Annotated in this window: 21 protein-coding genes; 8 read left to right on the top strand and 13 right to left on the bottom strand. The window is 66.0% G+C overall.

Annotated features, from left to right (window positions below; translation table 11 throughout):
- Nucleotides 1-144: 144 nt before the first annotated feature.
- The 6 genes from ACVWY5_RS30125 to ACVWY5_RS30100 all read right to left on the bottom strand — a co-directional run bounded on the left by ACVWY5_RS30125 (nucleotide 145) and on the right by ACVWY5_RS30100 (nucleotide 10029).
- Entirely contained in the window at nucleotides 145-2511 is a 2367-nt protein-coding gene (locus tag ACVWY5_RS30125) for a TonB-dependent receptor (RefSeq protein WP_028333197.1), read from the bottom strand.
- Between the two features lie 111 nt (nucleotides 2512-2622).
- Nucleotides 2623-3045: a DUF2946 family protein gene (locus ACVWY5_RS30120; protein WP_028333196.1), complete on the bottom strand. Its 423-nt coding sequence runs from the start codon at nucleotides 3043-3045 to the stop codon at nucleotides 2623-2625.
- A 163-nt stretch (nucleotides 3046-3208) separates the two neighbouring features.
- Nucleotides 3209-5272: a membrane protein gene (locus ACVWY5_RS30115; RefSeq protein ID WP_028333195.1), complete on the bottom strand. Its 2064-nt coding sequence runs from the start codon at nucleotides 5270-5272 to the stop codon at nucleotides 3209-3211.
- A gap of 1 nt (nucleotide 5273) precedes the next feature.
- On the bottom strand, nucleotides 5274-8084 hold the full coding sequence (locus ACVWY5_RS30110) for a DUF4159 domain-containing protein (protein WP_028333194.1): 2811 nt from the start codon (nucleotides 8082-8084) through the stop codon (nucleotides 5274-5276).
- On the bottom strand, nucleotides 8084-9025 hold the full coding sequence (locus tag ACVWY5_RS30105) for a DUF58 domain-containing protein (protein WP_028333193.1): 942 nt from the start codon (nucleotides 9023-9025) through the stop codon (nucleotides 8084-8086). Before ACVWY5_RS30105 ends, ACVWY5_RS30110 begins: the two co-directional genes overlap by 1 nt.
- Nucleotides 9025-10029, bottom strand: coding sequence for an AAA family ATPase (locus tag ACVWY5_RS30100; protein WP_028333192.1), 1005 nt, complete (start codon nucleotides 10027-10029; stop codon nucleotides 9025-9027). Before ACVWY5_RS30100 ends, ACVWY5_RS30105 begins: the two co-directional genes overlap by 1 nt.
- A 241-nt stretch (nucleotides 10030-10270) precedes the next feature.
- Here ACVWY5_RS30100 and ACVWY5_RS30095 point away from each other — a divergent pair, with 241 nt between their 5' ends.
- From ACVWY5_RS30095 to ACVWY5_RS30080, 4 genes are read left to right on the top strand one after another with little or no spacing between them, the layout of a single operon-like run.
- On the top strand, nucleotides 10271-10912 hold the full coding sequence (locus tag ACVWY5_RS30095; protein WP_028333191.1) for a DUF1285 domain-containing protein: 642 nt from the start codon (nucleotides 10271-10273) through the stop codon (nucleotides 10910-10912).
- Nucleotides 10913-10944: 32 nt separating this feature from the next.
- Nucleotides 10945-11580, top strand: a complete 636-nt coding sequence (locus tag ACVWY5_RS30090) for a CoA pyrophosphatase (protein ID WP_371852161.1) — start codon at nucleotides 10945-10947, stop codon at nucleotides 11578-11580.
- Nucleotides 11577-11840 (top strand): DUF6111 family protein, encoded by a 264-nt coding sequence (locus ACVWY5_RS30085; protein WP_028333189.1) that lies wholly within the window; start codon nucleotides 11577-11579, stop codon nucleotides 11838-11840. Before ACVWY5_RS30090 ends, ACVWY5_RS30085 begins: the two co-directional genes overlap by 4 nt.
- On the top strand, nucleotides 11837-13093 hold the full coding sequence (locus tag ACVWY5_RS30080; RefSeq protein WP_028333188.1) for a CCA tRNA nucleotidyltransferase: 1257 nt from the start codon (nucleotides 11837-11839) through the stop codon (nucleotides 13091-13093). Before ACVWY5_RS30085 ends, ACVWY5_RS30080 begins: the two co-directional genes overlap by 4 nt.
- A 142-nt stretch (nucleotides 13094-13235) precedes the next feature.
- Here the strand turns inward: ACVWY5_RS30080 and ACVWY5_RS30075 are convergent, their stop codons facing one another.
- The 6 genes from ACVWY5_RS30075 to ACVWY5_RS30050 form a co-directional block, all read right to left on the bottom strand.
- Nucleotides 13236-13502 carry a DUF2158 domain-containing protein gene (locus ACVWY5_RS30075; protein WP_028333187.1) on the bottom strand — a complete coding sequence of 89 codons (267 nt, stop codon included), beginning with the start codon at nucleotides 13500-13502 and terminating at the stop codon, nucleotides 13236-13238.
- Nucleotides 13503-13613: 111 nt separating this feature from the next.
- Nucleotides 13614-14354 carry an HAD family hydrolase gene (locus tag ACVWY5_RS30070; protein WP_028333186.1) on the bottom strand — a complete coding sequence of 247 codons (741 nt, stop codon included), beginning with the start codon at nucleotides 14352-14354 and terminating at the stop codon, nucleotides 13614-13616.
- Nucleotides 14345-15241, bottom strand: coding sequence for an oxygen-dependent coproporphyrinogen oxidase (hemF, locus tag ACVWY5_RS30065; protein WP_028333185.1), 897 nt, complete (start codon nucleotides 15239-15241; stop codon nucleotides 14345-14347). The genes ACVWY5_RS30070 and hemF overlap by 10 nt, the downstream gene beginning before the upstream one ends.
- Before the next feature lie 2 nt (nucleotides 15242-15243).
- Nucleotides 15244-15609 (bottom strand): 6-pyruvoyl trahydropterin synthase family protein, encoded by a 366-nt coding sequence (locus ACVWY5_RS30060; protein ID WP_028333184.1) that lies wholly within the window; start codon nucleotides 15607-15609, stop codon nucleotides 15244-15246.
- A 27-nt stretch (nucleotides 15610-15636) separates the two neighbouring features.
- Nucleotides 15637-16269 (bottom strand): 7-carboxy-7-deazaguanine synthase, encoded by a 633-nt coding sequence (gene queE, locus ACVWY5_RS30055; protein ID WP_028333183.1) that lies wholly within the window; start codon nucleotides 16267-16269, stop codon nucleotides 15637-15639.
- A gap of 10 nt (nucleotides 16270-16279) precedes the next feature.
- The gene (locus ACVWY5_RS30050) at nucleotides 16280-16765 is read right to left on the bottom strand and encodes a tRNA (cytidine(34)-2'-O)-methyltransferase (protein ID WP_028333182.1); all 486 of its coding nucleotides are present in this window, start codon (nucleotides 16763-16765) and stop codon (nucleotides 16280-16282) included.
- A gap of 277 nt (nucleotides 16766-17042) precedes the next feature.
- On the opposite strand from ACVWY5_RS30050, the gene petA reads away from it, so the two are divergent.
- The 3 genes from petA (at nucleotide 17043) to ACVWY5_RS30035 (ending at nucleotide 20577) form a co-directional block, all read left to right on the top strand.
- Complete coding sequence (gene petA / locus ACVWY5_RS30045) at nucleotides 17043-17573, top strand: ubiquinol-cytochrome c reductase iron-sulfur subunit (protein ID WP_016839713.1); 531 nt, start codon at nucleotides 17043-17045, stop codon at nucleotides 17571-17573.
- Nucleotides 17574-17645: 72 nt separating this feature from the next.
- The gene (locus ACVWY5_RS30040; RefSeq protein WP_028333181.1) at nucleotides 17646-19718 is read left to right on the top strand and encodes a cytochrome c1; all 2073 of its coding nucleotides are present in this window, start codon (nucleotides 17646-17648) and stop codon (nucleotides 19716-19718) included.
- Between the two features lie 184 nt (nucleotides 19719-19902).
- A complete protein-coding gene (locus ACVWY5_RS30035) occupies nucleotides 19903-20577 on the top strand; it encodes a dienelactone hydrolase family protein (protein WP_028333180.1) in 675 nt (224 codons plus the stop codon).
- Nucleotides 20578-20792: 215 nt separating this feature from the next.
- Here the strand turns inward: ACVWY5_RS30035 and ACVWY5_RS30030 are convergent, their stop codons facing one another.
- Nucleotides 20793-21791, bottom strand: coding sequence for a VOC family protein (locus ACVWY5_RS30030; protein ID WP_038377345.1), 999 nt, complete (start codon nucleotides 21789-21791; stop codon nucleotides 20793-20795).
- 357 nt (nucleotides 21792-22148) lie between these two features.
- On the opposite strand from ACVWY5_RS30030, the gene ACVWY5_RS30025 reads away from it, so the two are divergent.
- A complete protein-coding gene (locus tag ACVWY5_RS30025; protein ID WP_028333178.1) occupies nucleotides 22149-24314 on the top strand; it encodes an anthranilate synthase component I in 2166 nt (721 codons plus the stop codon).
- The last annotated feature ends 53 nt before the right edge of the window (nucleotides 24315-24367 follow it).

The raw sequence follows: 24367 nt of genomic DNA, 5'->3' as shown, positions 1-24367 counted from the left end.
GAGACGCTGGTTGCCCGGATGGGGCGAAGCGAAATCCGGGATCAGTCTCATCGCGGGAGCAATCTCCCGGATTGCGCTGCGCTCCATCCGGGCTACGCGATCGCAAAATCCCTCTGCCGCTGGCGGCAGAGGGATACGCTTGGCTCAGAACTTCAGATTGGCGAACGCCCGCACGCCGAGGCCCGGCATCAGCACCTCGTCCTTGGTATAGGAAACGGAGTTGCGGATGTTCTGGTTGAGCAGATTGTTGCCGGCCAGACCGAGCGTCATCTCGCGCGCGCCGATCCATGACGAATTCAGCTTGGTGTTGTAGGTGATCTCCGCGTTGAGGAGATTGTAGCCCGCGGTCGGGGTCTCGCCGATGACGGCGATGTCGTTCTGCGCAAAGGCGTGCACCAGATTGATGCGGGTCAGCCAGTTGCTGTCGCGCCAATAGAAGCCGCCGCCAAGCCGCACCGGTGGAATTCGCGGCACATTGGTGCCGTCGGTGAAGGTGGCGCGCACCACGTCGAACTGGTTCTCGATGCCCCAGATGCCGCCGTTGAGCGGGCCGATGTCGAACTGGCTCTGGAATTCGGCGCCGCGGAAGATCGCGTCACGCTGCGAATAAACCGCCTGCCGCGCCTCATTGTTGGGGTCGCCATTGCCGCAGGAGTCGAAATCGTCGCCGCACATCACGCCGGTCAGGCGGCGATAGATGAAGTTGCTGAAGCGGGTGTAGTAGGCGGTGGCTTCGAAGCGGAACGGTCCGGTCGCCTTGCGCAGGCCGATCTCGACCGATTTCGCGGTCTCGATGGTCAGGTTCGGATTGCCGATGTCGAAGGTCGCGGTCGCATCATGCGCGCCGCGCGAGAACAGCTCCGCAGGCTTCGGCGCGCGTTCGACATATTGCGCGGTGATGCTGCCGACGAGATCGCCGGGCAGGTTCTGCAGTAGCCCGATGCTGCCGCTGACTGGCGTGTAGGACGGATTGCGTGCGATCGAGCTCTGCGGTGCGCCGTCAGGCAGATAGTCCGCCGGGAAATTCGGCATCGATCCGTGCAGGTCGACATGCTCGATGCGGCCGGCGATTTGCGCCTTGGTCGAATCCGTGAACTTGAACTCGTTGAACACGTAACCCGCGATGCGGTTGTTGTTGTTCGGACTCCACAGGCCGTTGAACAGCGAGCCTGGATCGTCCGGGCTCGGCGCGGTCAGCTCCTGATGCCCGGCCTGCACGCCGAACGCGGTTGTCACCGTGGCGAAACGCGCGTTGAACGGCATCATCTGGACCTCGACGCGGGCTTCCTGCTCCTTGTTGGTGAAGGTCTGCCGCACTCCGTCGCTGAACGGGTCGGTCGGATCGGCAAGGCCGAGCTCGTTGTGGCGATAGTCGGTCGCGCCGACCCAGAACCGCACCGCATCGATCGCAGCAGTATCGGGCCGGTACTCGCCCTTGACGGCGATCTTGGTCTGGTGCGCGTCGATCCGGGTCTGGTGATCGGCGCCGTCGGTGCCGGGGATGTGGTAGAGCGAGTCGTTCTGGGTGATCGCCGCGCCGATATAGCCGCCCTGGAAGAAATAGGAGGCGCCGACCGACGCGCCGTCCGACTGCGTCGCGGAGTTCGGCTGGCGGCCGTTGAATGGCTGGCCGGGCACAAATAAATAGGGATAGCTCGGGATGCTGTAGTCGCTGGTGGTGCGGCCATAGACGTCGGCATGCACGGCGACATTGTTGCCGCCGGCGTCCAGCAGCATGCCGCCCTCGACGCCGCGGTTGACCGAACTCACGGAGGTGCGGGTCTCGACATTGAGGCAACCCGGCGCGCCGGCGTCGGCCAGCGGAGCCTTCACCGGCAATCCGTAGCTCTGGAACGGCGCCGCCGCGCAGGTCGGTATCGCATCGGGAATCCGGTTGTTGGTGGCGCTGACGACGCCGCCGATCGAGGTCGAGCCGTAGCGCAGCGCGGCCGGACCGCGCACCACTTCGATCTGGTTGGTCGAGAGCGGATCGATCGGGACGAAATGATCCTCGCCGAGATCCGACACGCCGCCGCCGCCGAGACCGTTTTCGACGATGCCGACGCGATTGACGTCGAGGCCGCGGATGATCGGCCGGCTCGACGCGCCGGGCGCGAAGCTCGAACCGGTGATGCCGGGCTTGGAGAACAGAAGATCGCCGAGCGTGGCGCTGCCGGAGCGCCGCAGTTCCTCGTTGGATATCACGGTGACGGTGGCGAACTGATCGGTCACCACGGGCAGCACCCCCTGCTGCGGTGCCGGCGCCGGTGCCGCAGGCGCCGGTTGCACGGCCGCGGCGCGTTCGCGGTTGCGGCTCGGCGCGGACCGGGCAACATGGCTCGGCGTGCGCGTTGGCGCGGTCCGGTGCCGTTGGATCGGGCTCGGTGCCGTCACGGTGATGTCAGGGAGTTGCGTCGGCGTGTCGTCGGCAAGCGCATTGTGGCTCATCGCGCCCAGCAATAGCCAGCTCACGCTCCCGATGTGGAGTGCTCGTTTCTTCTGAAGTGTCATTGTCCCGATCCAGGCCCGTCGAAATGACGGATCGATTCCGATTTGCCCCGCTGGCGCAGGCCGCGAATGTGACGCGACCGTCCGCTCAGGGCGTGCAGCAATCAGTCGATGTCAGGACAGGGGAGGTGCGCGGGAGTGGAAGGCCGCCGGCGCCGATTTCAGATGGGCAAATTCGGCATTGGTGGTGCGGAACAGAAGCTCGATGGCTTCCGGCAGCAACAGCACCGGCGGCGCCGTGAACAGCATGCTGCTCGCGAGCGAGATGACGGCGCAGATCGCGCAATTGTCGGTTGGATGCCGGTCGTTGTCGGGATTGGCAGGCTGTGGCGTCCCGGTCACCTGGACGGCGAGGTCCGGCGTCGCCGAGGTCCCGATATAGGCGAGATCGACCAGCGACAGCCCGGTCTGGACTGCGGGCGCCGCTTGCGCAGCCGCGATCGGATGGAAATGCCCGAATGACAGCAAGAACTGGACGGCGAGCGCGAACAGCGCCAGCCGTGAGCCAGTCTTGATGTGTCGCCGGAACCACTGCATGCCGATAACGCCCGCCCAATCGGGAGCGCATCAACACCCCAGCGCTCCGATGTTACATTATAACATCGGATGGCTTGCGCGATGTCAACCAGCGTTCAGACAAACCGTGTCGATGCGTTGCCTGTGTGTGCTTGATGCAACGCAGACGTGAGCCCGGCCGGACTCAGCGTCCCTCGCGCAGCCATGTTGCCGCGAATGCGCCGAGCAACAGCAGCAGGCCGACCAGGCCGGCGAACATCGGCAGCACGCCGACACCCTTGACGACGCTGGCGTCGCGCATCTTGACGCCGAGCCAGCCGTCGCCGCGGAAGATCGAGGAGGAGCGCACCGGCACGACGCGCGGCATGTCGAGGCTCGAACCGTCGACGATGCGCCGTGCATCGCCGCCGGTCGCCTGCGCCAGCGGCTTCAGCATGTCGGTGGTCGAGGTGACCTCCGAGAATTCCTTCGGATTGGTCGGGCCGACATTGATCAGCGCCTTCAGCGTGCCGTCGGTGGCCTGCCACAGGCCGAGCTCGTTGGCGGGCAGCGTCGCGCGCCACTCGCCGGGATCGCCGGCGGTGAGCGTCAGTTCACGCGTGGTACCGCTCGGCGACGTCACGGTGACCGGCGAGACGGTGTCGGCCATGGTCTGGCGCACCACCATGAGATCCTTGCCCTGCACCTGCATGCGCAGCGCCTCTTCATCGAGGTCGGGCTGCTTCATCAGCCAGTGCGACACCCGCCGCAACAAATCGAGATGCGGGCCGCCGCCCTCGTAGCCGCGCGCCCACAGCCAGATGTGGTCGGAGAGCAGCAGCGCGACGCGGCCTTCGCCGAAGCGCGACAGCAGCAGCAGCGGCTTGCCGTCGGCGCCGGTCATGACCGGCGGATTGATCGCGTTGCGGGTATCGACGGTGCGGAAGAACCGGCTCCAATGCGGCGGCTCGGCATTCGAGCCTTCCAGCCCGCGCGTCACCGGATGACGTTTACCGGCATCGCTTAAGTGCGCGTAGAACGGCTTCTCGGTCACGCCGACCGGTTCGGCCGGCAGCACCGAATCCAGCGGGGTGCGCCAGATGCTGGTGGTCGAGGCGTAGTCGGGACCCGCGGAGACCAGCACCGCGCCGCCGGCGCGGACATAGCGCGCGATGTTGTCGAAATAGGCGATCGGCAGCACGCCCTGGCGGGCGTAGCGATCGAAGATGATCAGCTGGAATTCGTTGATCTTCTGCTGGAACAGCTCGCGGGTCGGAAACGCGATCAGCGACAGCTCGTTGATCGGCGTGCCGTCCTGCTTCTCCGGCGGACGCAGAATGGTGAAGTGCACGAGATCGACGCTGGGGTCGGACTTCAACAGGTTGCGCCAGGTGCGTTCGCCGGAATGCGGCTCGCCGGACACCAGTAGCACGCGCAGCTTGTCGCGGACGCCGTCGATCGCGACCACGGCGCGGTTGTTGACCGGCGTCAGCTCGTTCTCGAGCGGCGAGGCCTCGATCTCGACGATGTTGGGCCCAGCGTGCTTGATGTCGATGTCGACGCTCGAGGTCTGGCCGCTGGTCAGCGTGCGCTCGTTGATCACCTCGCCGTCGCGGCGGATCGTGACCTTGGCGCGCTCGCCGGTGACGCCCTGGTCATCGAGCCGGAAGGTGATGGTCTGGGTCTGGCCGACGATGCCGAAGCGCGGCGCGGCTGTGATCGCGATGCGGCGGTCGCGCTCGTCCTTGCGGCCGGTGATCAGCCCGTGGACCGGCGCCTGGAAGCCGAGCGCCTGGGCGTTGGCGGGAATGTCGTGCACGCGGCCATCGGTGATCATGAAGGCGCCGGCGACGCGCTCGACCGGAACGTCCGACAGCGCCGACGTCAGCGCGCCGAACAGTTTGGTGCCATCGGTCTCGCCATCGGCCTGACCGGCCTCGACGACGCGGACCTCGAGGCCCTTGATCTGCTTCAGGCTGTCGACCAGCGCCTGCCGCGCCTTGTCCGTCTCCTGGTTGCGCGTGCCGAAATTCTGGCTCGGGCTCTTGTCGACCACGACGGCAGCGACCGAGGACAGCGGCTCGCGGTCCTCGCGGGTGAAGGAGGGATTGGCCAGTGCCAGCAGGATCAGCGCCAGCGCGGCGACCCGCACCGCGGCGCCCCGCGCGCGCGACACCAGGAGCAACACGGCGATGACGACGATCGCGCCGAGCGCGAGCCACAGCACGAGCGAAGGAACCAACGGTGTGAACGCGATGCCGTAGTTCATGTTATTGTCCCAGCCGCTCGATCAAGGCAGGCGCGTGCACCTGATCGGCCTTGTAGTTGCCGGTCAGCGTGTACATCACGATGTTGACGCCGGCGCGGAAGGCGAATTCGCGCTGGCGCGGCTCGCCCGGCGTCAGCGGCAGCATCGGCTGGCCGTCGGGGCGGATCGCCCAGGCACCGGCGAGGTCGTTCGACGTGATGATGATCGGCGAGACGCCGTCGCCGCCGCGCGCCGGGCGCTGCGCAGCCTCGTCGTCGTCCTCGCGCGGCAGCGCCTCGACCCAGGTCTGGCCGGAGTTAAAGCGGCCGGGGAAGTCGCGCAGCAGATAGAACGTCTTGGTCAGCACGTGCTCGCGCGGCACCGGCTCGAGCTCGGGCACGTCGAGAGTCGACAGCAATTCGCGCAGCGTCTGCATGCCGGGCGTTTGCGATGAGCCGTTGTCCCCCGGCGGCGCTTCGACGGCGTCACGGGTATCGAAGATGACGGTGCCGCCCTGCTTCATGTAGGCGTCGATCTTGTTGATGGCATCCTGCGGCGGCTTCGCCGCGCCCGGCACGATCGGCCAGTAGATCAGGGGGAAGAACGCCAGCTCGTCGCGCGCGGGATCGATGCCGACGGGATCGCCGGCTTCCAGCGCGGTGCGCTGTCCGAGGAATAGCGTCAGTCCGGACATCCCCGCCTTGACGATGGAATCGACGTCGGCATTGCCGGTCACGACGTAGGCGAGCCGCGTCTGCGACACCGCCTTGATGGCGAAGTCGTCGCTGCTGGCGTTCTGCGCGCGGCTCGGCGCGGGCACCATCGTGGTCGCAAGGATGAAGGCCAACGCGAGAACGGCCGGCGCCGCGCGCCGCCGGACCAGCGCGGCAAGGCCGCCGCCGAGCAAGGCCACCACGATCGCATCGAGCAGGAACAGCGCCAGCGCCGTCGACAGCATGATGCCGCGCAGGTCGCGCGGTTCGGCGTTGGTGTAGCTCGCACGCGTCGCGCGCAGGGCCGAGGTGTCGAGCGGCGCGATCCGATCGGCGGAGGCGAGCGTGTTGACCGCGATCGGGCTCTCGGCAGTGCCGTAGAAGCCGGGCGGATGGTCGGCCGTGCCGCGATCGCGATAGTCCGCCGACATCGGCTTGGCGCTCGAGGGCGGCGGGCCGAAGACGCCGAAGCCGTCGAGCGTGCGCAGCGGCGCAACCGTCTCGGCATTGGGATCGCTGGCGACGCCGGGGCCGGGCTTCGAGGTATAGCCGGACATGTCGATCAGCCGGCGCAACATCTCGACGAAGGTGCCGGACATCGGTAGGTCCGACCAGCGCATGTCGGCGCCGACATGGAACAGGCTGACCACGCCCTTGCCGCGACGCTCGCCGGTGACCAGCGGCGTGCCGTCCTCCAGCGAGGCCCAGCTCTTGGTCGAGAGCACGGCGTCGGGCTCGGCCAGCACCTGGCGGTTGACGGTGATGTCCTTCGGCACGGTGAGGCCCGAGAACGGGCCATCGGCGGCGAACGAGGCCATGTGCTGCGGCTTCTCCCAGGTCAGGCTGCCGCCGAGCGTGCGTCCGCCGCGGCGCAGCTTGACGGGAACGAGGTCGTCATCGGCCTGGGCGAGGCGCGGACCTGCGAAGCGCACCAGCACGCCGCCTTGCTCGATCCAGGCATTGAGCCGGTCGCGAATCTCCGGCGATAGCGTGCCGACGTCGGCCATCACGATCATCGGCAGCCGCTGGTCGAGGAATTGCCCGATCACCTGCTGCGGCGCGCCGCGATCGCCGAGCCTGACATCGGCGAATGGCGACAGCGCGCGGGAGAGATAGAAGGTCGACGCCAACAGTGGCTGCGCGGTGTCGTTGCTCGCACCCGAGACCACGCCGATGGCGCGGCGGCGCCAGCGCCGGTCGAGCAGCTGCACGGCGCCGGCCGAATGTTCGCCGGAGATTTCGAGCCGTGCGATGTCGTTGCGCAATTCGACCGGAAGATCGAAGGCGGCTTCGGTCTCGCGATCCTGCGGTCCGAATGTGTAACGGGCCTCGCCGATCGGCGAGCCCTTGGCGTCGACCGCGCGCACCGTTCCCGCCGCGATGCCGCTCTCGGTGCGCAGCACCTTCACCGTCATCTTGGCGGCGGCGTTCTCGGCCGCGACCAGCGCCTGCGCCGACTGGGCTCCGCCCGCATAGATCGTCAGATTGCGGCTCTCGATCACCTTGCCGAGCCCCTCGGTGAATTCGCTGCCGCGGCCGGTGTCGACGCCGTCGGACAGCCAGGCGATATCGCAGTCGCCGGTCGACTTGAGGAAACGTCCAAGCGCGCCGAGGGTTTCAACCCGATCGACCGAGTAGGGCTTTGGTGCGAGCTGGCGCAGCGCGACGCGCGCGGCGCCGGCTGGCATCAGGGTGATGTCGCGCGCGGGCTCGGACAGCGGCACCAGCGCGACGCCGCGGCGGTCGCTGTCGGCGTTGGCGATCAGTTCGTCCGCGGCCCTGATCCGCGCGTCCCAGCTCGAGGCCGCGCTCCAGCCGTCGTCGAGCAGGATCACCAGCGGCAATTTACCGGCGGCAACGCCAGTCTGCGGATTCCAGATCGGGCCGGCAGCGGCGAAGATGACGAGCGCGGCGGCGGCGAGCCGCAGCAGCGTCAGCCACCACGGCGTGCGCGACGGCGTCTCCTCCTTGGGCGCGATGTCGAACAACAGCCGCGTCGGCGGGAATTCGATCCGGCGCGGCCGCGGCGGCATCACGCGCAACAGCCACCACAGCACCGGCAGGCTGACCAACCCCAGCAGCAGCAGCGGTTCGGCGAAGGAGAGGGGGAGGCCTGCGATCATGCGCTGCGTCCCGCCTTGACTATTGAGCGGCCGCCGCCCTTGCTCACCATCATGCCGGCATGCAGGAACAACAACAGCTCGGCCGCGGAGCGGGTGGTGGTGTGGGTCGAGAACAGCCAGTCGAGCCGATTGGTCTCGCCGCGGATCTGGTCGCGATGCAGCGCGACCCGGGCGACATAATCGCTCGCCCAGCTCTCGGCGCGGCCCGCGGTGATAACGCTGCCGATCTCCGGCTCGACGAATTCGACGCGCCCGGAATAGGGGAAGGTCTCTTCGGCCGGATCGACGACCTGGATCATGGTGCCGTGCGCGCCGGAGGAGGAAAGCCCGGCCAGCATCGCCGTGATCTCCGTGATCGGCGACCAGAAATCCGACAACACGACGACTTCGGCCAGCGACGACGGCACGAAGGACGGCGGCAGGCTCGCGCGCGTCTTCTCGTCGTGCAACATCGCTTCCGCCATCTTGTCGATCACGTTGAGGCTTGCCGTCGGATTCAGCAGGCCGGGAATGCCGACGCGTTCTCCGCCCGCAACGAGCAGCTCGGCGAGCGCGAAGGCTACGATTAGTCCGCGCTCCAGCTTGCTGTCGCGCGCCTCGCGCGAGGCAAAGGCCATCGACGGCGAGCGGTCGGGCCAGATCCACACCGTGTGCGCGGCTTCCCACTCCTGCTCGCGGACATAGAGATGGTCGTCGCGTGCCGAGCGGCGCCAGTCGACGCGCTGCGACGGCTCGCCGGAGACGAAGCGGCGGTATTGCCAGAAATTCTCGCCCGAGCCGGCGCGGCGGCGGCCGTGCAGGCCATGGATGACGTTGGCAGCGACACGGCGGGCCTCAAGAACCAGACGCGGCAGCGATGCGGCGAGCGTTCGGCTTTCGCCATCGGCACGTCGAACCGCAAGGATCTCCTCGTTCTGGTGCCTGTTGTCTGCGGCCATCAACCGATCCGGGTCTTCAGTTGCTTGATCACGTCGGGAATGGTGCGGCCCTCGGCGCGCGCCGAGAAGGTCAGCGCCATGCGGTGCTTGAGCACGGGCTCGGCGAGATCGAGCACATCGTCGATCGACGGCGCGAGTCTCCCGTCGAGCAATGCACGGGCGCGCACCGCGAGCATCAAGGCCTGGCTGGCGCGCGGACCTGGGCCCCAGGCGATCAGCTTGCCGGCCTCGCCGCCCTCAGTGCCGGGACGCGCGGCGCGGACCAGCGTCAGGATCGCCTCGACCACGGAATCGCCGACCGGCAGGCGCCGCACCAGGCGTTGCGCGGTGAGCAGCGTCTCGGCATCCATCGACGGTTTGGCCGCGGCTTCTTCGGCGCCGGTGGTTTCGAACAGGATGCGCCGCTCGGCGTCGCGATCGGGATAGTCGACGTCGATTTCCATCAGAAAGCGGTCGAGCTGCGCTTCGGGCAGCGGATAGGTGCCTTCCTGCTCGAGCGGGTTCTGTGTCGCGAGCACGTGAAACGGCTTTGGCAAATCATGCCGCGCGCCGGCAATGGTGATGTGTTGCTCCTGCATGGCTTGCAGCAGCGCCGACTGGGTGCGCGGGCTGGCGCGGTTGATCTCGTCGGCCATCAGCAACTGCGCGAACACCGGACCTGCGATGAAGCGGAACGAACGCTTGCCGGCCGAGCTCTCGTCGAGCACTTCGGCGCCGAGAATGTCCGACGGCATCAGGTCCGGGGTGAACTGAATGCGCTTGGCATCGAGGCCGAGCGTGACGCCGAGGGTCTCGACCAGCTTGGTCTTGGCGAGGCCGGGCACGCCGATCAACAGCGCGTGGCCGCCGGACAGGATCGTCACCAGGGTGTTTTCGATCACCTGGTCCTGGCCGAAGATGACGGTGGAGACCGCTTCCTTGGCGGCCTTGATCTGGCCCGCGACCTGCTCGGCCGAACGGACGATCACATCCTCCAGTTTCTCGACGCTGTCTGCACCAGCCATTCGATCCGCTCCTTCTTGACGATGCGCGCACATTGGCGCGTCGTCATCATCTGTCGTCATCTCGGCCCTCATGCTAAACCTGAGCGAAGGCCATGTATTCGTTGAATTAAACTATCCCCACCTTATCGGTGTTTCAGGGTATGAACAGCATCACGATGTGGCGAGAATGACATCCCGACCACATCTCAGGATATGTGCACCAAACGTGCCAGATTGAAGGTAGGAAACTTTAAGGCAAACAATGGCGAAGCAAGGGCAGAGCGATTCCGGCAGGGAAACTACGGGCCTCGGGAGCAAGGGTCTCGAAGGGCTCACCACGGCCGCCAATCAAGCTGCGACATCGGGTCCGGCCGGACGCAAGGGCCTGCCGCCGGTTCACCTGTGGAATCCGCCATTCTGCGGCGATCTCGACATGCGAATCGCGCCTGACGGCACCTGGTTCTACATGGGAACGCCGATCGGCCGCCCCGCGCTGGTGCGGCTGTTCTCCACGATCCTGAAGCGCGAGGACGGCAAGCACTTTCTCGTGACACCGGTGGAGAAGGTCGGCATCCGCGTCGATGACGCGCCGTTCCTTGCCGTGGAAATGCAGACCGGGGAAGACGTGCGCGGCCGCCTGCTCAGGTTCCGCACCAATGTCGACGATTGGGTCGATTGCGAAAAAGGCCACGGCCTCAGATTCGAGGCGGCCGAGGACGGCGGATTGACGCCCTATCTGCATGTCCGCGCCGATTTGTGGGCCAAGGTCACCCGCGCACTCTATTACGATCTGGTTGACATGGGCGAGCAGCGGATGGTCGATGGTCAGGAGATGTTCGGCATCGAGTCCGGCGGCGAGTTCTTCGCGATGGCCGATGCCAGTCAGGTGAGGGACGCACTTTGAACGAGCCGTTGCTGAAGGTGGAGCCGGCGACGATCAGCTCGACGGAATTCTTCGCGCGGGCCCGCACGCGGCTCACTTTCGATGTGCCGCCGGGCCTGGTCGATCCGCATATCATTCCGCGCACCGGAGACTCCGGCAACGACCGCATGCTCGAGATCGTGGCGCAGGAGCAGCCGGTGCGGCCGGCCGCGGTGTTGATCCCGGTGGTCGATCACCCCGAGCCGACCGTGCTGTTGACGCAGCGCTCGCCCAATCTGTCGAGCCATGCCGGCCAGATCTCGTTTCCCGGCGGCAAGATCGACGCCACCGACGCCTCGCCGCTCGATGCCGCGCTGCGCGAGGCCTGCGAGGAAGTCGGGTTGAAGCGGGAATTCATCGACCCGGTCGGCTATCTCGACCTTTATGGCACCGCGTTCGGCTTCCGCATTCTGCCGACGGTCGCGAAGGTGAAGCCGGGATTCACGCTTGCGATCAACGAGGCGGAGGTGGTCGATGCGTTCGAGGTGCCGCTCGCCTTCCTGATGAATCCCGAGAATCATCAGATCCACACCAAGGAATTCCGCGGCATGGACCGGTCCTATTACGCGATGCCGTTCGCCGAGCGCTACATCTGGGGCGCGACCGCGGGCATTCTGCGCGTGCTGTATGAGCGGATCTATCTGTCATGATCCGCACGGTATTGACCGAGATCGGAATCTTTCTGGTCCCGTTCGCGGTCTATGCCATCTTCCTCATCGCGACGCGGTCCGGCGTGACGCTGCCGGCGTCATGGCCGCTCGACATGATCGCAAAGCTGACGCTGGTGGCGCTGGTGATGGTCATCGTGAGCTTCGTGCTGCTGGCCGAATTGACTGGCGCGCCGCCGAATTCGACCTACGTTCCAGCCCATATCGAGAACGGCAAGCTGGTGCCGGGAGTTGAGAAATGAGCGAGGTGCGCCTGTTGTCCGACGCGCCATGGCTCGCTTCCGGGCCTGCGGCGCGCGTACTCGACCTGCTCAACGCCGACGGCGAGGAAGCGCGGGTGATCGGCGGGGCCGTGCGCAACGCCTTGATGCAGATTCCGCTCGCCGACATCGACATCGCCACCACGGCGCTGCCGGAGGAGGTGATCCGCCGCGCCAAGCGGGCGGGCATCAAGAGCGTGCCGACCGGCATCGAGCACGGCACGGTGACCCTGGTCGTCGATAGCCAACCCTTCGAGGTGACGACGCTGCGCGAGGATACCGAGACCTATGGCCGCAAGGCCAGGGTGGCGTTCGGGCGTGACTGGGTGCGTGACGCCGAGCGGCGCGACTTCACCATCAACGGCCTGTCGGTCGACGCTTCGGGCGTCGTGCACGATCACGTCGGCGGCCTCGCCGACATCGAGGCGAGGCGCGTGCGCTTCATCGGCGACCCCGCGCAGCGGATTGCCGAGGACTATCTGCGCATCCTGCGCTTCTTCCGTTTCCATGCCGCCTATGGCGCGAGCGAGGTCGATCGCACCGGCTATCTCGCCTGCGTCAGTGGGCGCGCCGGCTTGAGCGGCCTCTCGGCTGAGCGGATCCGTATGGAGATGCTCAAGCTCGTGGTCGCGAACGGCGCCGCGAGCGCGGTGGTCGCGATGGGTGACGGCGGCTTGCTGCAGCCGCTGTTCGGCGGCGTCGCCTATACCGGGCCGTTCGCGGCGATGATCGAAATCGAGCGGCTGATGGCGCTCGCGCCGAGTGCGATGCGAAGGCTCGCCGCGCTGACGGTCGCCGTGACGGAGGACGCGCGGCGTATCGCCAGCCGGCTGCGGCTCTCCAACGCCGAGGCCAAGGCGCTCGATTCGATGGGCCATCGCTGGTGGCGCTTGCCCGGCATGGACGAGGCCCATGCCAGGCGCAGGCTCTACCGGCTCGACGAGGAGCCCTATCGCGACCGGGTGCTATTGGCCTGGGCGCGAACCGGCGCGGGCCAGGACGTCGATCAGTGGCGCGCGCTCGCCACGCTGCCAGAGCGCTGGCGCGCCCCTCACTTTCCATTGCGGGCCTCGGATTTCATCGCACGCGGCATTGCCGAGGGACCAGCACTGGGGCATGTCCTGACCCTGGCGGAGGATGCCTGGCTGGCCGCGGACTTTCCGCTGGAGCCGAAGATACTGTCCGATATCGCCGACCAGACCGCGGCCCGTTTCACCCGCGATCATCGGCTTTGAATTTCCTCTGAGTTTTCTTGCCGGCGTCTCGATGCCGCCGTGATCCGCGGCGGCACGGTGGCAATTGGCTGAACGACGATCGGTCGAACGTCGCATGGAGACGATGCTGCCGGCACCTGCCAGTCAGCATCGCGCCAAAAGATCACGCCGCCTTGCGCTTCTTCTTGCGGTCGCCGTCGTCGTCTTCGTCCTCTTCTTCCGCGTCGTCCTCGTCTTCGTCGTCTTCCTCTTCATCGTCCTCCGGATCGAGCTCGGTCGATTCGAGCGCGACGAGCGGCAAGGTTTCGCGAAACAGATCGCCGTCCGTACCCATCCACAGGCACTCGACCTTGTCCTCGTCGATTTCGACGACCGTGATCGGATGGCCGCCGGACTTCAGCATGACAATATCGCCTGGTTTCAGTTCCATGATTTTCCCTCCGCGCTGGATAACGCGGGCGGCAGGCTAGCGACCGGTGATGACAGTCAAATCACGGCCGGCGCCTGGCGCAGTGGATTTGCTGTGAAATCAGCCGCTGCGTTATTTGCGCGCGGCAGGAACCAGTTCGCCCAGCGAGCGGATGATGCGGTCCGGCTTGATGGTCGATCCCGGCGGCAGCCCGACGCCATGGACGTCCATCCAGATCGCATAGATGCCAAGCCGCTGCGGCGCCACGACTTCCCACTCGAGATTGTCGCCGATCATCCAGGTGTCCGGTGCGGTGACGCCGAGCGCTTCCATCGCGTGCAGGTAGGCGCGCTCCTCCGGCTTGCCGAAGCCGTGCTCGCCTTCGATCTGGATGTGATCGAAGCGATGGCCGAGCGCGAAGCGCTCGACCTTGGCGCGCTGCATGTCGGCGGCGCCGTTGGTGACCAGCGCGAGCTTGATGCCGAGGGCCTTCAACGCGTCGATCGCTTCATGCGCGCCGGGGAAGACAAACATCTCCTCCTCGCGGTAGGCGGTGAAGCGATCGGCGATGCGGTCGGCGAGATCGTCGGGCAGCGCGCGGTGACCGGCCGCCGCAAGCGCCGCGAAGCCGCCCTTCACGGTGAGCCGCCGCGCCTCGCCGAGCTTGATCCGCCAAATCGGCTCGGCGGTCGACCAGAATTGCCGTGCATAGGCCAATAGCGCCGTCGCGACCTGGTCCGGGGGCAGGGGCGCCAGTTCCGCGGCGAACTCCGTGGTAATCGTGTTCCAGGCGATCTCGGGGCGTCCATAGGCCGAAAGGATAGTGTCATCCATGTCGATCAGCATCGCGCGCGGCAGGTTCATCACGGCCATTTCACCTCCGGCGGCAGCGACGACAGGATCGAATCCACATTGCCGCCGGTCTTCAGGCCGAAGATGGTGCCGCGATCATAGAGCAGGTTGAACTCGACATAGCGGCCGCGGCGGATAAGCTGTTCGTCGCGATCCTCGGCGCTCCAGGCGGCCGCGAAATTGCGCCGCACCAGGTCGGGATAGATTTTCAGGAAGCTGCGGCCGACGTCCTGGGTGAAGGCGAGATCGGCCTCCCAGTCGCCGCTGTCGTGCCAGTCATAGAAGATGCCGCCGATGCCGCGCGCTTCCTTGCGATGCGGCAGATAGAAATACTCGTCGCACCATTTCTTGTACTTGTCGTAGTCGGCGACGCCGTTCGGCCCGCTGCACGCTTCTTTCATCGCGGCATGGAAGGCGACCGTATCGGGGTCTTCCTGGGTGCGCCGGCGGTTCAGCACCGGCGTCAGGTCGGCGCCGCCGCCGAACCAGGCCTTGGTGGTGACGACGAAGCGGGTGTTCATGTGCACGGCGGGCACGTTCGGATTGCGCAAATGCGCGATCAGCGAGATGCCCGACGCCCAGAACCTCGGATCGTCGGCCGCGCCGGGAATCTGCGCGCGGAATTCGGGGGCGAACTCGCCGTGCACGGTCGAGCAGTGCACGCCGACCTTTTCGAACAGCCGGCCCTTCATGATCGACATCACGCCGCCGCCGCCGGGCTTGCCGGTGTGGTCGGTGCGGTCCCAGGGGGTCCGCGCGAACCGGCCGGCGGCGCCGGGATAAAGCGTGGACGGGGCGTCGTCCTCGAGCTTCTCGAAGGCGGCGCAGATGTCGTTGCGCAGCGCCTCGAACCAGCCGCGCGCACGCGCCTTGCGGTCCTCGATGATGGCGGGATCTGTTGGCAGCATGACTAACCTTGCGGGCCGAAATAGGTGCAGCTCTCGTTGCAGCTGTCGCGATGGACGCTGACGCGGGTCAGCTTGCCTGCGTGCTGCAACCGCTCCCAGATGAAGCGCGACAGATTCTCCAGCGTCGGCACGCCGAGCGCCTCGATCTTGTTCAGGAACTTGTGGTCGAGCGTCTTCTGCACCTCGGCCATCGCGCGTTCGAGCAGGCCGAGATCGACCACCATGCCGGTTTTCGGATCGGGCGTGCCGCGTACGGTGACTTCGGCGCGGAAGGAGTGACCGTGAATCTCCTCGCTGGCGGCGCCAAAGGTCGTTCCGGACAGCGCATGCGCAGCCTCGAACCGAAACGCTTTCGTCAATTCCCACATCTCGTTCAACAATCCGATTCTGTTAGTTCATCTGATCCCGAGCGACTTGTGCGTCTGCACGCTGAGGCGCCATTGCGGGTGCTTCAGGCAATAGGCGATCGCCCGCTCGGTATTCTCGATCACGTCGGGCCCGTCCATCGGCTGCAGCGAGAAGCGCTCGAAGGAAAGCCCCGCGAAATCCTCCGGTGTGTTCTCCACCTGCGGATAGACCAGTTTGAGCTCGTGCCCCTTGCGCACCACGAGCTCGGCTGCAGCCTTGGGACTGACGCAGATCCAGTCGAGCCCGTCGGGCGGGGCGATGGTGCCGTTGGTCTCGATCGCGATCGCAAAGCCGCGGCCGTGCAGGGCATCGATCAAGGCCGCGTCGACCTGCAGCAGCGGCTCGCCGCCGGTCAGGACCACGTAGCGGTCGGCTTCGCCCCCGGTCCATTGCGCGGCAATGGTTCCCGCAAGCTCTTCGGCGGTCGCATAGCGGCCGCCCAGAGTGCCGTCGGTGCCGACGAAATCGGTGTCGCAGAACTTGCAGACGGCGCCGGCGCGGTCCTGCTCGCGGCCGCTCCAGAGGTTGCAGCCGGCGAAGCGGCAGAACACGGAGGCGCGGCCCGCATGGGCGCCTTCGCCCTGCAGGGTGAGAAAGATCTCCTTGACCGCGTAGCTCACCAAAAATCCCTTAAGTTGCCGAACCGGCAATTCCCGAACCGGCGCTTCCTGAACCGGTCTGCCGCAGCGCCTCGCCGACGGCCATGGCCGCCGTGACGGCCACATTGAGCGAACGCATCGTCGGCCGGATCGGAATCACCAGCCGCGCATCCGCAGCCGCCACCACCGCGTCGGTCACCCCTGCCGTCTCGCGCCCGAACAGCAGCACATCGGAGGCCGTATACGCGAAATCAAGATAGGATTTCGCCGCCTTGGTCGTGAACAGCACCAGCCGGCATCCGGCCTCGGCCCGCCATTCCTCGAATTTCGACCACGAGTCGTGACGCTTCAACCGCACATGGTCGAGATAGTCCATACCCGCCCGGCGGAAATTCCGGTCCGAGGTGTCGAATCCCGCCGGTTCGATGATATGGGCTGCCACGTCCAGACAGGCGCAGAGGCGCAGAATCGTCCCTGTATTCTGGGGGATGTCGGGCTGGAACAGCGCGATCTGCATGGTGCGGGCGGCCTGTGAAATCCGGATGAAATTGTCTCAATAAAACATCGCTCGGCGCGGATTTCGTGCATTGCACGTGTGCGAGCCGATAGCGGGCTTGCGCTCGTCCGGCAAGGGTGCCAATAGAACGATTCTGGACTGCTGTTCCGCCATTTGGGGTGGGGAATAGCGGTTTTCTGCCGCCGCGGGGGCCGCGGGCGCCGGCAGCCTTTCTTGGGGCGCGTCCTGCGTCTCCGGGGCGGTTCCACCGGCTGCAGAAAAGAAAGGGCTAGGAATCGTGACGACAGCGTCTTCGGCGGACCATCCGACACGCCGTGATTTTCTCTTTGTTGCAACCGGAGCTGCCGCCGCGGTCGGCGCAGCCGCCACCGTCTGGCCGCTGGTTGCGCAGATGAACCCGGATGCCGCGACGATCGCGGCCGGTGCGCCGATCGAGGTCGATCTGACGCCGATCGCCGAGGGCCAGGACATCAAGGTCTTCTGGCGCGGCAAGCCGATCTACATCAGCCATCGCACCAAGAAGCAGATCCAGGAGGCCCAGAGCGTGGCGCTCTCGAGCCTGCCCGATCCGCAGCCCGACTCGGCCCGCGTCAAGGCCGGCCACGACCAGTGGCTGGTCGTGATCGGCATCTGCACCCATCTCGGCTGCATCCCGATCGCCCATGAGGGCAATTACGACGGCTTCTTCTGCCCCTGCCACGGCTCGCAGTACGACTCCTCCGGTCGTATCCGCCAGGGGCCGGCGCCCGCCAACCTGGCGGTGCCGCCCTACGCCTTCCTTTCCGACACCAAAATCCAGATCGGCTAAGTCCCGGCCCCTCCGGGATTTCAGCTTCCACTTGGACCCATCGCGTCGTTTTTCTTCTTCAGGATCGCATCAATGAGCGGACCATCTGATTTCCAACCGAGCAACCCCGCCTTGAAGTGGATCGAACGGCGCCTTCCGATCTTCGGCCTGATCCACTCCTCGTTCGTGGCCTATCCGACGCCGCGCAACCTGAACTACTGGTGGACCTTCGGCGCCATCCTGTCGATGATGCTGGCGCTGCAGATCCTGACCGGCGTGATCCTGGCGATGCACTACACGCCGCACGCCGACCTCGCCTTCAAGTCGGTCGAGCTGATCGTCCGCGACGTCAACTATGGCTGGCTGCTGCGCAACATGCATGCCTGCGGCGCGTCGATGTTCTTTTTCGCCGTCTACATCCATATGTTCCGCGGCCTCTATTACGGGTCGTACAAGGAGCCGCGTGAGGTGCTGTGGATCCTCGGCGTCATCATCTATCTCCTGATGATGGCGACGGGCTTCATGGGCTACGTGCTGCCGTGGGGCCAGATGAGCTTCTGGGGCGCCACCGTCATCACCAATCTGTTCTCGGCCGTGCCCTATTTCGGCGAGAGCATCGTGACCTTGCTGTGGGGCGGCTATTCGGTCGGCAACCCGACGCTGAACCGCTTCTTCTCGCTGCACTATCTGCTGCCGTTCGTGATCGCCGGCGTGGTCGTGCTGCACGTCTGGGCGCTGCATGTCGCGGGTCAGAACAACCCGGCCGGCGTCGAGGCCAAGACCGAGAAGGACACCGTGCCGTTCACGCCGTATGCGACGATCAAGGACATGTTCGGCGTGTCCTGCTTCCTGATCTTCTTCGCCTGGTTCATCTTCTACATGCCGAACTATCTCGGCGATGCCGACAACTACATCCCGGCGAACCCGGGCGTGACGCCGGCGCACATCGTGCCTGAATGGTACTACCTGCCGTTCTACGCGATCCTGCGTTCGATCCCGAACAAGCTCGCCGGCGTCGTGGCGATGTTCTCGGCGATCATCATCCTGTGCTTCCTGCCCTGGCTCGACAGCGCACGGACCCGTTCGTCGAAGTATCGTCCGTTGGCCAAGCAGTTCTTCTGGATCTTCGTGGTGGTCTGCATCCTGCTCGGCTACCTCGGCTCGCAGCCGCCGGAGGGCATCTATGTGATCGCCGGCCGCATCCTGACGGTCTGCTACTTCGCCTACTTCCTGATCGTGCTGCCGCTGCTCGCCCGCATCGAGACGCCGCGCCCGGTGCCGAACTCGATCGCCGACGACGTGCTGGCGAAGAGCAAGGGCAGGGCCGCGACCGCGGCCTCTGTAATGCTCGCGATGGTGGTGGCCGGCAGCCTGCTCGTCGGCGGCACCCAGAACGCCAAGGCAGATGAGGGCGGCACTGCGCCGCCGGCCCAGAAGTGGTCGTTCTCCGGCCCTTTCGGCAAGTTTGACCGTGGTTCGCTGCAGCGCGGCTTGAAGGTCTACAAGGAAGTCTGCGCGGCCTGTCACGGCCTGTCCTATGTCGCGTTCCGCAACCTTGCCGATCCCGGCGGCCCCGGCTATTCGCCGGCGCAGGCGGCGGCCTTCGCGTCCGAGTACAAGATCAAGGACGGCCCGAACGACCAGGGTGAGATGTTCGAGCGTCCGGGCCGCCCGGCGGATTACTTCCCGTCGCCGTTCCCGAACGAGCAGGCCGCGCGCGCGGCCAACGGCGGCGCGGCGCCCCCCGACCTCTCGCTGATCACCAAGGCGCGGTCCTACAAGCGCGGCTTCCCGCAGTTCGCGATCGACTTCTTCACCCAGTACCAGGAGCAGGGACCGGATTACGTCGACGCCATCCTGCAGGGCTTCGAGGACAAGGCTCCGGCCGGCGTCACGATCCCGGAGGGCTCGTATTACAACAAGTACTTCCCCGGCCACGCCATCAAGATGCCGAAGCCCCTGTCCGACGGTCAGGTGACCTTCGACGACGGTTCGCCGGCGACGGTCAAGCAGTATGCGCATGACGTCACCACGTTCCTGATGTGGGCCGCCGAACCGCACATGGAGGAGCGCAAGCGGATCGGCATGCAGGTGTTCTTCTTCCTGGTCGTCTTCGCCTTCCTGATGTACTTCACCAAGCGCAAGGTCTGGGCCAACGCCCACTGATCTCGGGGTACGGTATATCGAGTTTGAAAAAGCCCCTTCGGGGGCTTTTTTGTTTGCAATCTCTCCGTCATTCCGGGGCGACGCGGTAGCATCGAACCCGGAATGACAGTGTCGTCAATTGCGTCGACCGCCGAGTGCGGACAAGATGCCGGCCAATCAGCCGGCAAACATTGCGGAGGAACTCATGGGTACCAGCATCAGCTTCAAGCGTCCGGACGGCAAGGAAGCGTCGGGCTATCTCGCCAATGCGGCGCGCGGCAACGCGCCCGGCGTCGTCGTGATCCAGGAATGGTGGGGCCTGTCGGACCAGATCAAGGGCCTGTGCGACCGCTTCGCGGTGGCTGGCTTCGATGCGCTGGCGCCCGATCTCTACAAGGGCAAGGTGGTGCCATATCACGACACCGATGCCGCGGGCAAAGAGATGAACTCGCTCGACTTCATGGACGCCACCACGCAGACGGTGCGTGGCGCTGCGCAGTATCTCGCCAAGAACGGCGCCAAGGTCGGCCTCACCGGCTTCTGCCTCGGCGGCGCGGTGACCATCATCGGCTCGGTGCATGTGCCGGAATTGACCGCCGGCGTCGTGTTCTACGGCATCCCGCCGGAGCAGGCCGCCAAGCCCGCCGACGTCAGGATCCCGCTGCAGGCGCATTTCGCCAACAAGGACGACTGGTGCACGCCGGAACTCGTCGGCAATTTCGAGAAGGCGATGAAGGCCGCCGGCAAGTCGCTCGAGCTGTTCCGCTATGACGCCGAGCACGCTTTCGTCAACGAGCAGCGCCAGTCGGTGCACGACCGCGAGGCAGCCGAACTCGCCTGGGGCCGCGCCACGGACTTCTTCAAGAAGCACCTAGGGTAGGTGTATCCTCAAGCAAGCTGTCGTCCCTGCGAAAGCAGGGACCCATACGCCGCGACCGCCGTAATGGGCAGATTGGTAGTCATGCGCCAGCAACTGCACCCTGTGGTTATGGGTCCCGGCGTTCGCCGGGACGACAGGTGAGTGTGAGGCGCGCCATCTCACTACGCATAGCTCGTCGCCCGGATTGCGTTGCGCTTCATCCGGGCTACCGATTGTCAGCTGTTATTTCGCACCCCGTCCCACCACGGGCAGGTCCCGGACATCAGCTTGAAATTACCTTCCATCACTTGCACCGGTGCGCGCTTGCCCTCGGCGGCTGCACGCATCCGCATCTCGCGCGCGACCGCCCGGTCCTCCGGCGACAGCCAGACCCGCTCGTGGCCCCACAGGCTCGGGCCGTCATGCATCTCGAACGGTGTCCAGTTCGCGGGATTGATCTCGCGGCCGCCCCAGCCGCACTCGACCATGAAGGCGGACGGCGACCTCGCGTAGAACGACGTCATCAGGTCGTTGGTGTGGCGGCCGAGCGTGACGTTGACGCGGTCTTCCTGCTGCGCGACGTCATAGGCTTGGCCGACATCGTCGAGCGAGAACAGCTCGACCATCAGATGGTGCATGCCGTTCGTGCCGGTCTCGATCAGCGCCAGCGAGTGGTGGCGGGCATTGATGTGGAAGAAATAGGCGCGGAACGGTTTTTCGATGTAGTCGCTCAAGCCGAAGCCGAGCACGTCGACATAGAAGCTCATCACGGGTGCGATGTGCTCGACGGTCAGCACGGCGTGGCCGAGGCCGAGTGGCCCGGTGCGGAAGCCCGAGATCGAGCGGCCCGGCCTGAACGGCGTGTCGTCGATCTCGGCGCCATGAAACGCCTCAAGACGATTGCCGGCGGGATCCCGAAACGAGATCAGGCCGCGCACCCGTCGCGCGTCGGCGAGGGCCTGCGGCTCTGATATCACCGCGACGCCGGCGCGCTCCAGCCGTGCCGCCAGCGCGTCGAGGGCCACACCGTCAGCCACCTCCCAGCCAAAGAACCGCGTGCCTTCGCCCTGGGCGCGGTCGATCACGATGCGTTGCTTGCGGTCGTCCATCCGGAACGCGAGCAACGAGTTGCCGCGCTCGACCGCCTGCAGCCCGACGAGGCCAGTGCCGAACTGCCGCCAGTCGTCGAGCGCGTCGGAGCCGAAGCCGGCATATCCGAGACCCAAAATCGCCATCTGCGCCTCCGCCATCTGTCTGTTTTTTGGACGGCCGACCGGCCGCCATTTCGACAAATGCTACGCGGTTTCTTGCCCCTTCAAACCCCGAAAATGCCATCCAGGGGGCGTCCCGCCCTGGGGCAGGGGTGCCGCGCCATCCCTTGACACGGCCCGCGCCGGGTGGTGAGTAACGGGCCATGAGCACCGTTGCCAGCCCATCCCGTCGTTGGTGGCCCACCTTTTCATAGGTGGCCGGTGCGTTTTCTTTTTTCACAAACGTCGAAGGTCGCCATCGCAGTGCGACCGATGGTTCGTTTATTTGCCCTTCGTTTGTCCTGTGTGGCGCTCTCTCGGCAAGTCTCGTAAGAGGATCACATGAACAGGACAGTCTTCTCCCTGCCGGCTCGAAGCGAATATCTGACCAATGGCGGCCTTGCGGTCGCGCGCGTGGTCGAGCAGTTCACCGGCGGCGCCAACCGCCTCGACGATTTGATCGCGCTGCTGGACCGCCGCCGCGGCGTGGTGCTGTCCTCGGGCACGACGGTGCCGGGCCGCTACGAGAGCTTTGACCTCGGCTTCGCCGATCCGCCGCTGGTGCTGGAGACGTCGGGCACTAACTTCTCGTTGCAGGCGCTGAACCCGCGCGGCGAGGTCTTGATCGCCTTCCTCGGCGACGTGCTGCGCGAACCCTGCGTCGTGATCTCGGAGCGGAGTGCGACGCGGCTCGCCGGCCATATCATCCGCGGCGCCGCGCCGGTCGAGGAAGACCAACGCACGCGTCGCGCCAGCGTGATGTCGCTGGTGCGCGACATGGTGGCGGCGTTCACCTCCAATGCCGATCCGCTGCTCGGCCTGTTCGGCGCCTTCGCCTACGACCTCGTGTTCCAGATCGAAGATCTCGTGCAGAAGCGCGCCCGCGAGGCCGACCAGCGCGACATCGTGCTCTACGTGCCGGACCGTCTCTTGGCCTATGACCGCGCCACCGGCCGCGGCGTGGCGCTCACTTACGAGTTCGCGTGGAAGGGCAAATCCACGGCTGGTCTGTCGCAGGAGACCGCGCCGAGCCTCTACGCCAGGAACGGCCGGCAGGGCTTTGCCGATCACGCCCCGGGCGAGTACCAGGCGACCGTCGAGGTCGCGCGCGCGGCGTTCGCCCGCGGAGATCTGTTCGAGGCGGTGCCTGGGCAGCTGTTTGCCGAGCCCTGCGAGCGCTCGCCGGCGGAAGTGTTCCAGCGGCTCTGCCGCATCAACCCGTCGCCCTACGGCGCGCTGATGAACCTCGGCGACGGCGAATTCCTGGTCTCGGCGTCGCCGGAGATGTTCGTCCGTTCCGACGGCCGCCGGGTCGAGACCTGTCCGATCTCGGGCACCATCGCGCGCGGTTCGGATTCGATCGGCGATGCCGAGCAGATTCGCAAGCTGTTGAACTCGGAGAAGGACGAGTTCGAGCTCAACATGTGCACCGACGTCGACCGCAACGACAAGGCGCGCGTCTGCGTGCCCGGCACCATCAAGGTGCTGGCGCGGCGTCAGATCGAGACCTACTCAAAGCTGTTCCACACCGTCGATCACGTCGAGGGCATGCTGCGGCCGGGCTTCGATTCGCTCGACGCCTTCCTGACCCACGCTTGGGCCGTGACCGTGACCGGCGCGCCGAAATTGTGGGCGATGCAATTCGTCGAGGATCACGAGCGGTCGCCGCGGCGCTGGTATGCCGGCGCGATCGGCTGCGTGAATTTCGACGGCAGCATTAACACCGGGCTCACTATCCGCACCATCCGGATGAAGGACGGCCTCGCCGAGGTGCGCGTCGGTGCGACCTGCCTGTTTGACTCGGATCCGGCTGCCGAGGATCGCGAGTGCCAGGTCAAGGCGGCGGCGCTGTTCCAGGCGCTGCGCGGTGATCCGCCGAAGCCGCTGTCGGATTTCGCGCCCGACGCCACCGGTTCCGGCAAGAACGTGCTCTTGATCGATCACGACGACAGCTTCGTGCACATGCTGGCGGATTACTTCCGCCAGGTCGGCGCCAACGTCACCGTGGTCAGGCACGTCCATGCCCAGGACATGCTCAAGAAGAAGGGCTGGGACCTTTTGGTGCTGTCGCCCGGGCCGGGTCGCCCGGAGGATTTCGGCATCGCGAAGACCATCGACACCGCGCTGGAGAAGCAGCTGCCGATCTTCGGCGTCTGCCTCGGCGTGCAGGCGATCGGCGAGTATTTCGGCGGGCAGCTCGGCCAGCTCGGCCAGCCCGCGCATGGCCGTCCCTCGCGCGTTCAGGTGCGCGGCGGCCGGCTGATGCGGAACCTGCCCAATGAAATCGTGATCGGCCGCTACCATTCGCTGTTTGTCGAGCGCGACAGCGTGCCCGAGGTACTGGCGGTGACCGCGACCACCGAAGACGGCGTCGCGATGGTGATCGAGCACAAGACCCTGCCGGTCGGCGGCGTGCAATTCCACCCGGAATCGCTGATGTCGCTCGGCAACGAGGTGGGCCTGCGCATTGTCGAGAATGCATTCCGGCTTAATGTGAGTAGCAAGTGAAGGCAAAGTTTAACCATCGTCATTCCGGGATGGTGCGTTAGCACCAGGCCCGG

Source organism: Bradyrhizobium sp. USDA 3256 (genome assembly GCF_054058275.1).
The sequence above is the reverse complement of the archived record's forward strand: the minus strand, read 5'-3'. Positions and strand labels throughout refer to the sequence as shown.

Excerpts from the sequence above, each read along its gene's own strand:
- ACVWY5_RS30085 (WP_028333189.1), top strand. The coding sequence starts at position 11,577 with ATGATCCGCACGGTATTGACCGAGATCGGAATCTTTCTGGTCCCGTTC.
- ACVWY5_RS30105 (WP_028333193.1), bottom strand. The coding sequence starts at position 9,025 with ATGGCCGCAGACAACAGGCACCAGAACGAGGAGATCCTTGCGGTTCGA.
- ACVWY5_RS30115 (WP_028333195.1), bottom strand. The coding sequence starts at position 5,272 with ATGAACTACGGCATCGCGTTCACACCGTTGGTTCCTTCGCTCGTGCTG.
- ACVWY5_RS30095 (WP_028333191.1), top strand. The coding sequence starts at position 10,271 with ATGGCGAAGCAAGGGCAGAGCGATTCCGGCAGGGAAACTACGGGCCTC.
- ACVWY5_RS30025 (WP_028333178.1), top strand. The coding sequence starts at position 22,149 with ATGAACAGGACAGTCTTCTCCCTGCCGGCTCGAAGCGAATATCTGACC.
- ACVWY5_RS30050 (WP_028333182.1), bottom strand. The coding sequence starts at position 16,765 with ATGCAGATCGCGCTGTTCCAGCCCGACATCCCCCAGAATACAGGGACG.
- ACVWY5_RS30100 (WP_028333192.1), bottom strand. The coding sequence starts at position 10,029 with ATGGCTGGTGCAGACAGCGTCGAGAAACTGGAGGATGTGATCGTCCGT.
- ACVWY5_RS30035 (WP_028333180.1), top strand. The coding sequence starts at position 19,903 with ATGGGTACCAGCATCAGCTTCAAGCGTCCGGACGGCAAGGAAGCGTCG.
- hemF (WP_028333185.1), bottom strand. The coding sequence starts at position 15,241 with ATGCTGCCAACAGATCCCGCCATCATCGAGGACCGCAAGGCGCGTGCG.
- ACVWY5_RS30030 (WP_038377345.1), bottom strand. The coding sequence starts at position 21,791 with ATGGCGATTTTGGGTCTCGGATATGCCGGCTTCGGCTCCGACGCGCTC.
- ACVWY5_RS30060 (WP_028333184.1), bottom strand. The coding sequence starts at position 15,609 with ATGTGGGAATTGACGAAAGCGTTTCGGTTCGAGGCTGCGCATGCGCTG.
- ACVWY5_RS30080 (WP_028333188.1), top strand. The coding sequence starts at position 11,837 with ATGAGCGAGGTGCGCCTGTTGTCCGACGCGCCATGGCTCGCTTCCGGG.
- ACVWY5_RS30040 (WP_028333181.1), top strand. The coding sequence starts at position 17,646 with ATGAGCGGACCATCTGATTTCCAACCGAGCAACCCCGCCTTGAAGTGG.
- ACVWY5_RS30120 (WP_028333196.1), bottom strand. The coding sequence starts at position 3,045 with ATGCAGTGGTTCCGGCGACACATCAAGACTGGCTCACGGCTGGCGCTG.
- ACVWY5_RS30070 (WP_028333186.1), bottom strand. The coding sequence starts at position 14,354 with ATGGCCGTGATGAACCTGCCGCGCGCGATGCTGATCGACATGGATGAC.
- ACVWY5_RS30075 (WP_028333187.1), bottom strand. The coding sequence starts at position 13,502 with ATGGAACTGAAACCAGGCGATATTGTCATGCTGAAGTCCGGCGGCCAT.
- ACVWY5_RS30125 (WP_028333197.1), bottom strand. The coding sequence starts at position 2,511 with ATGACACTTCAGAAGAAACGAGCACTCCACATCGGGAGCGTGAGCTGG.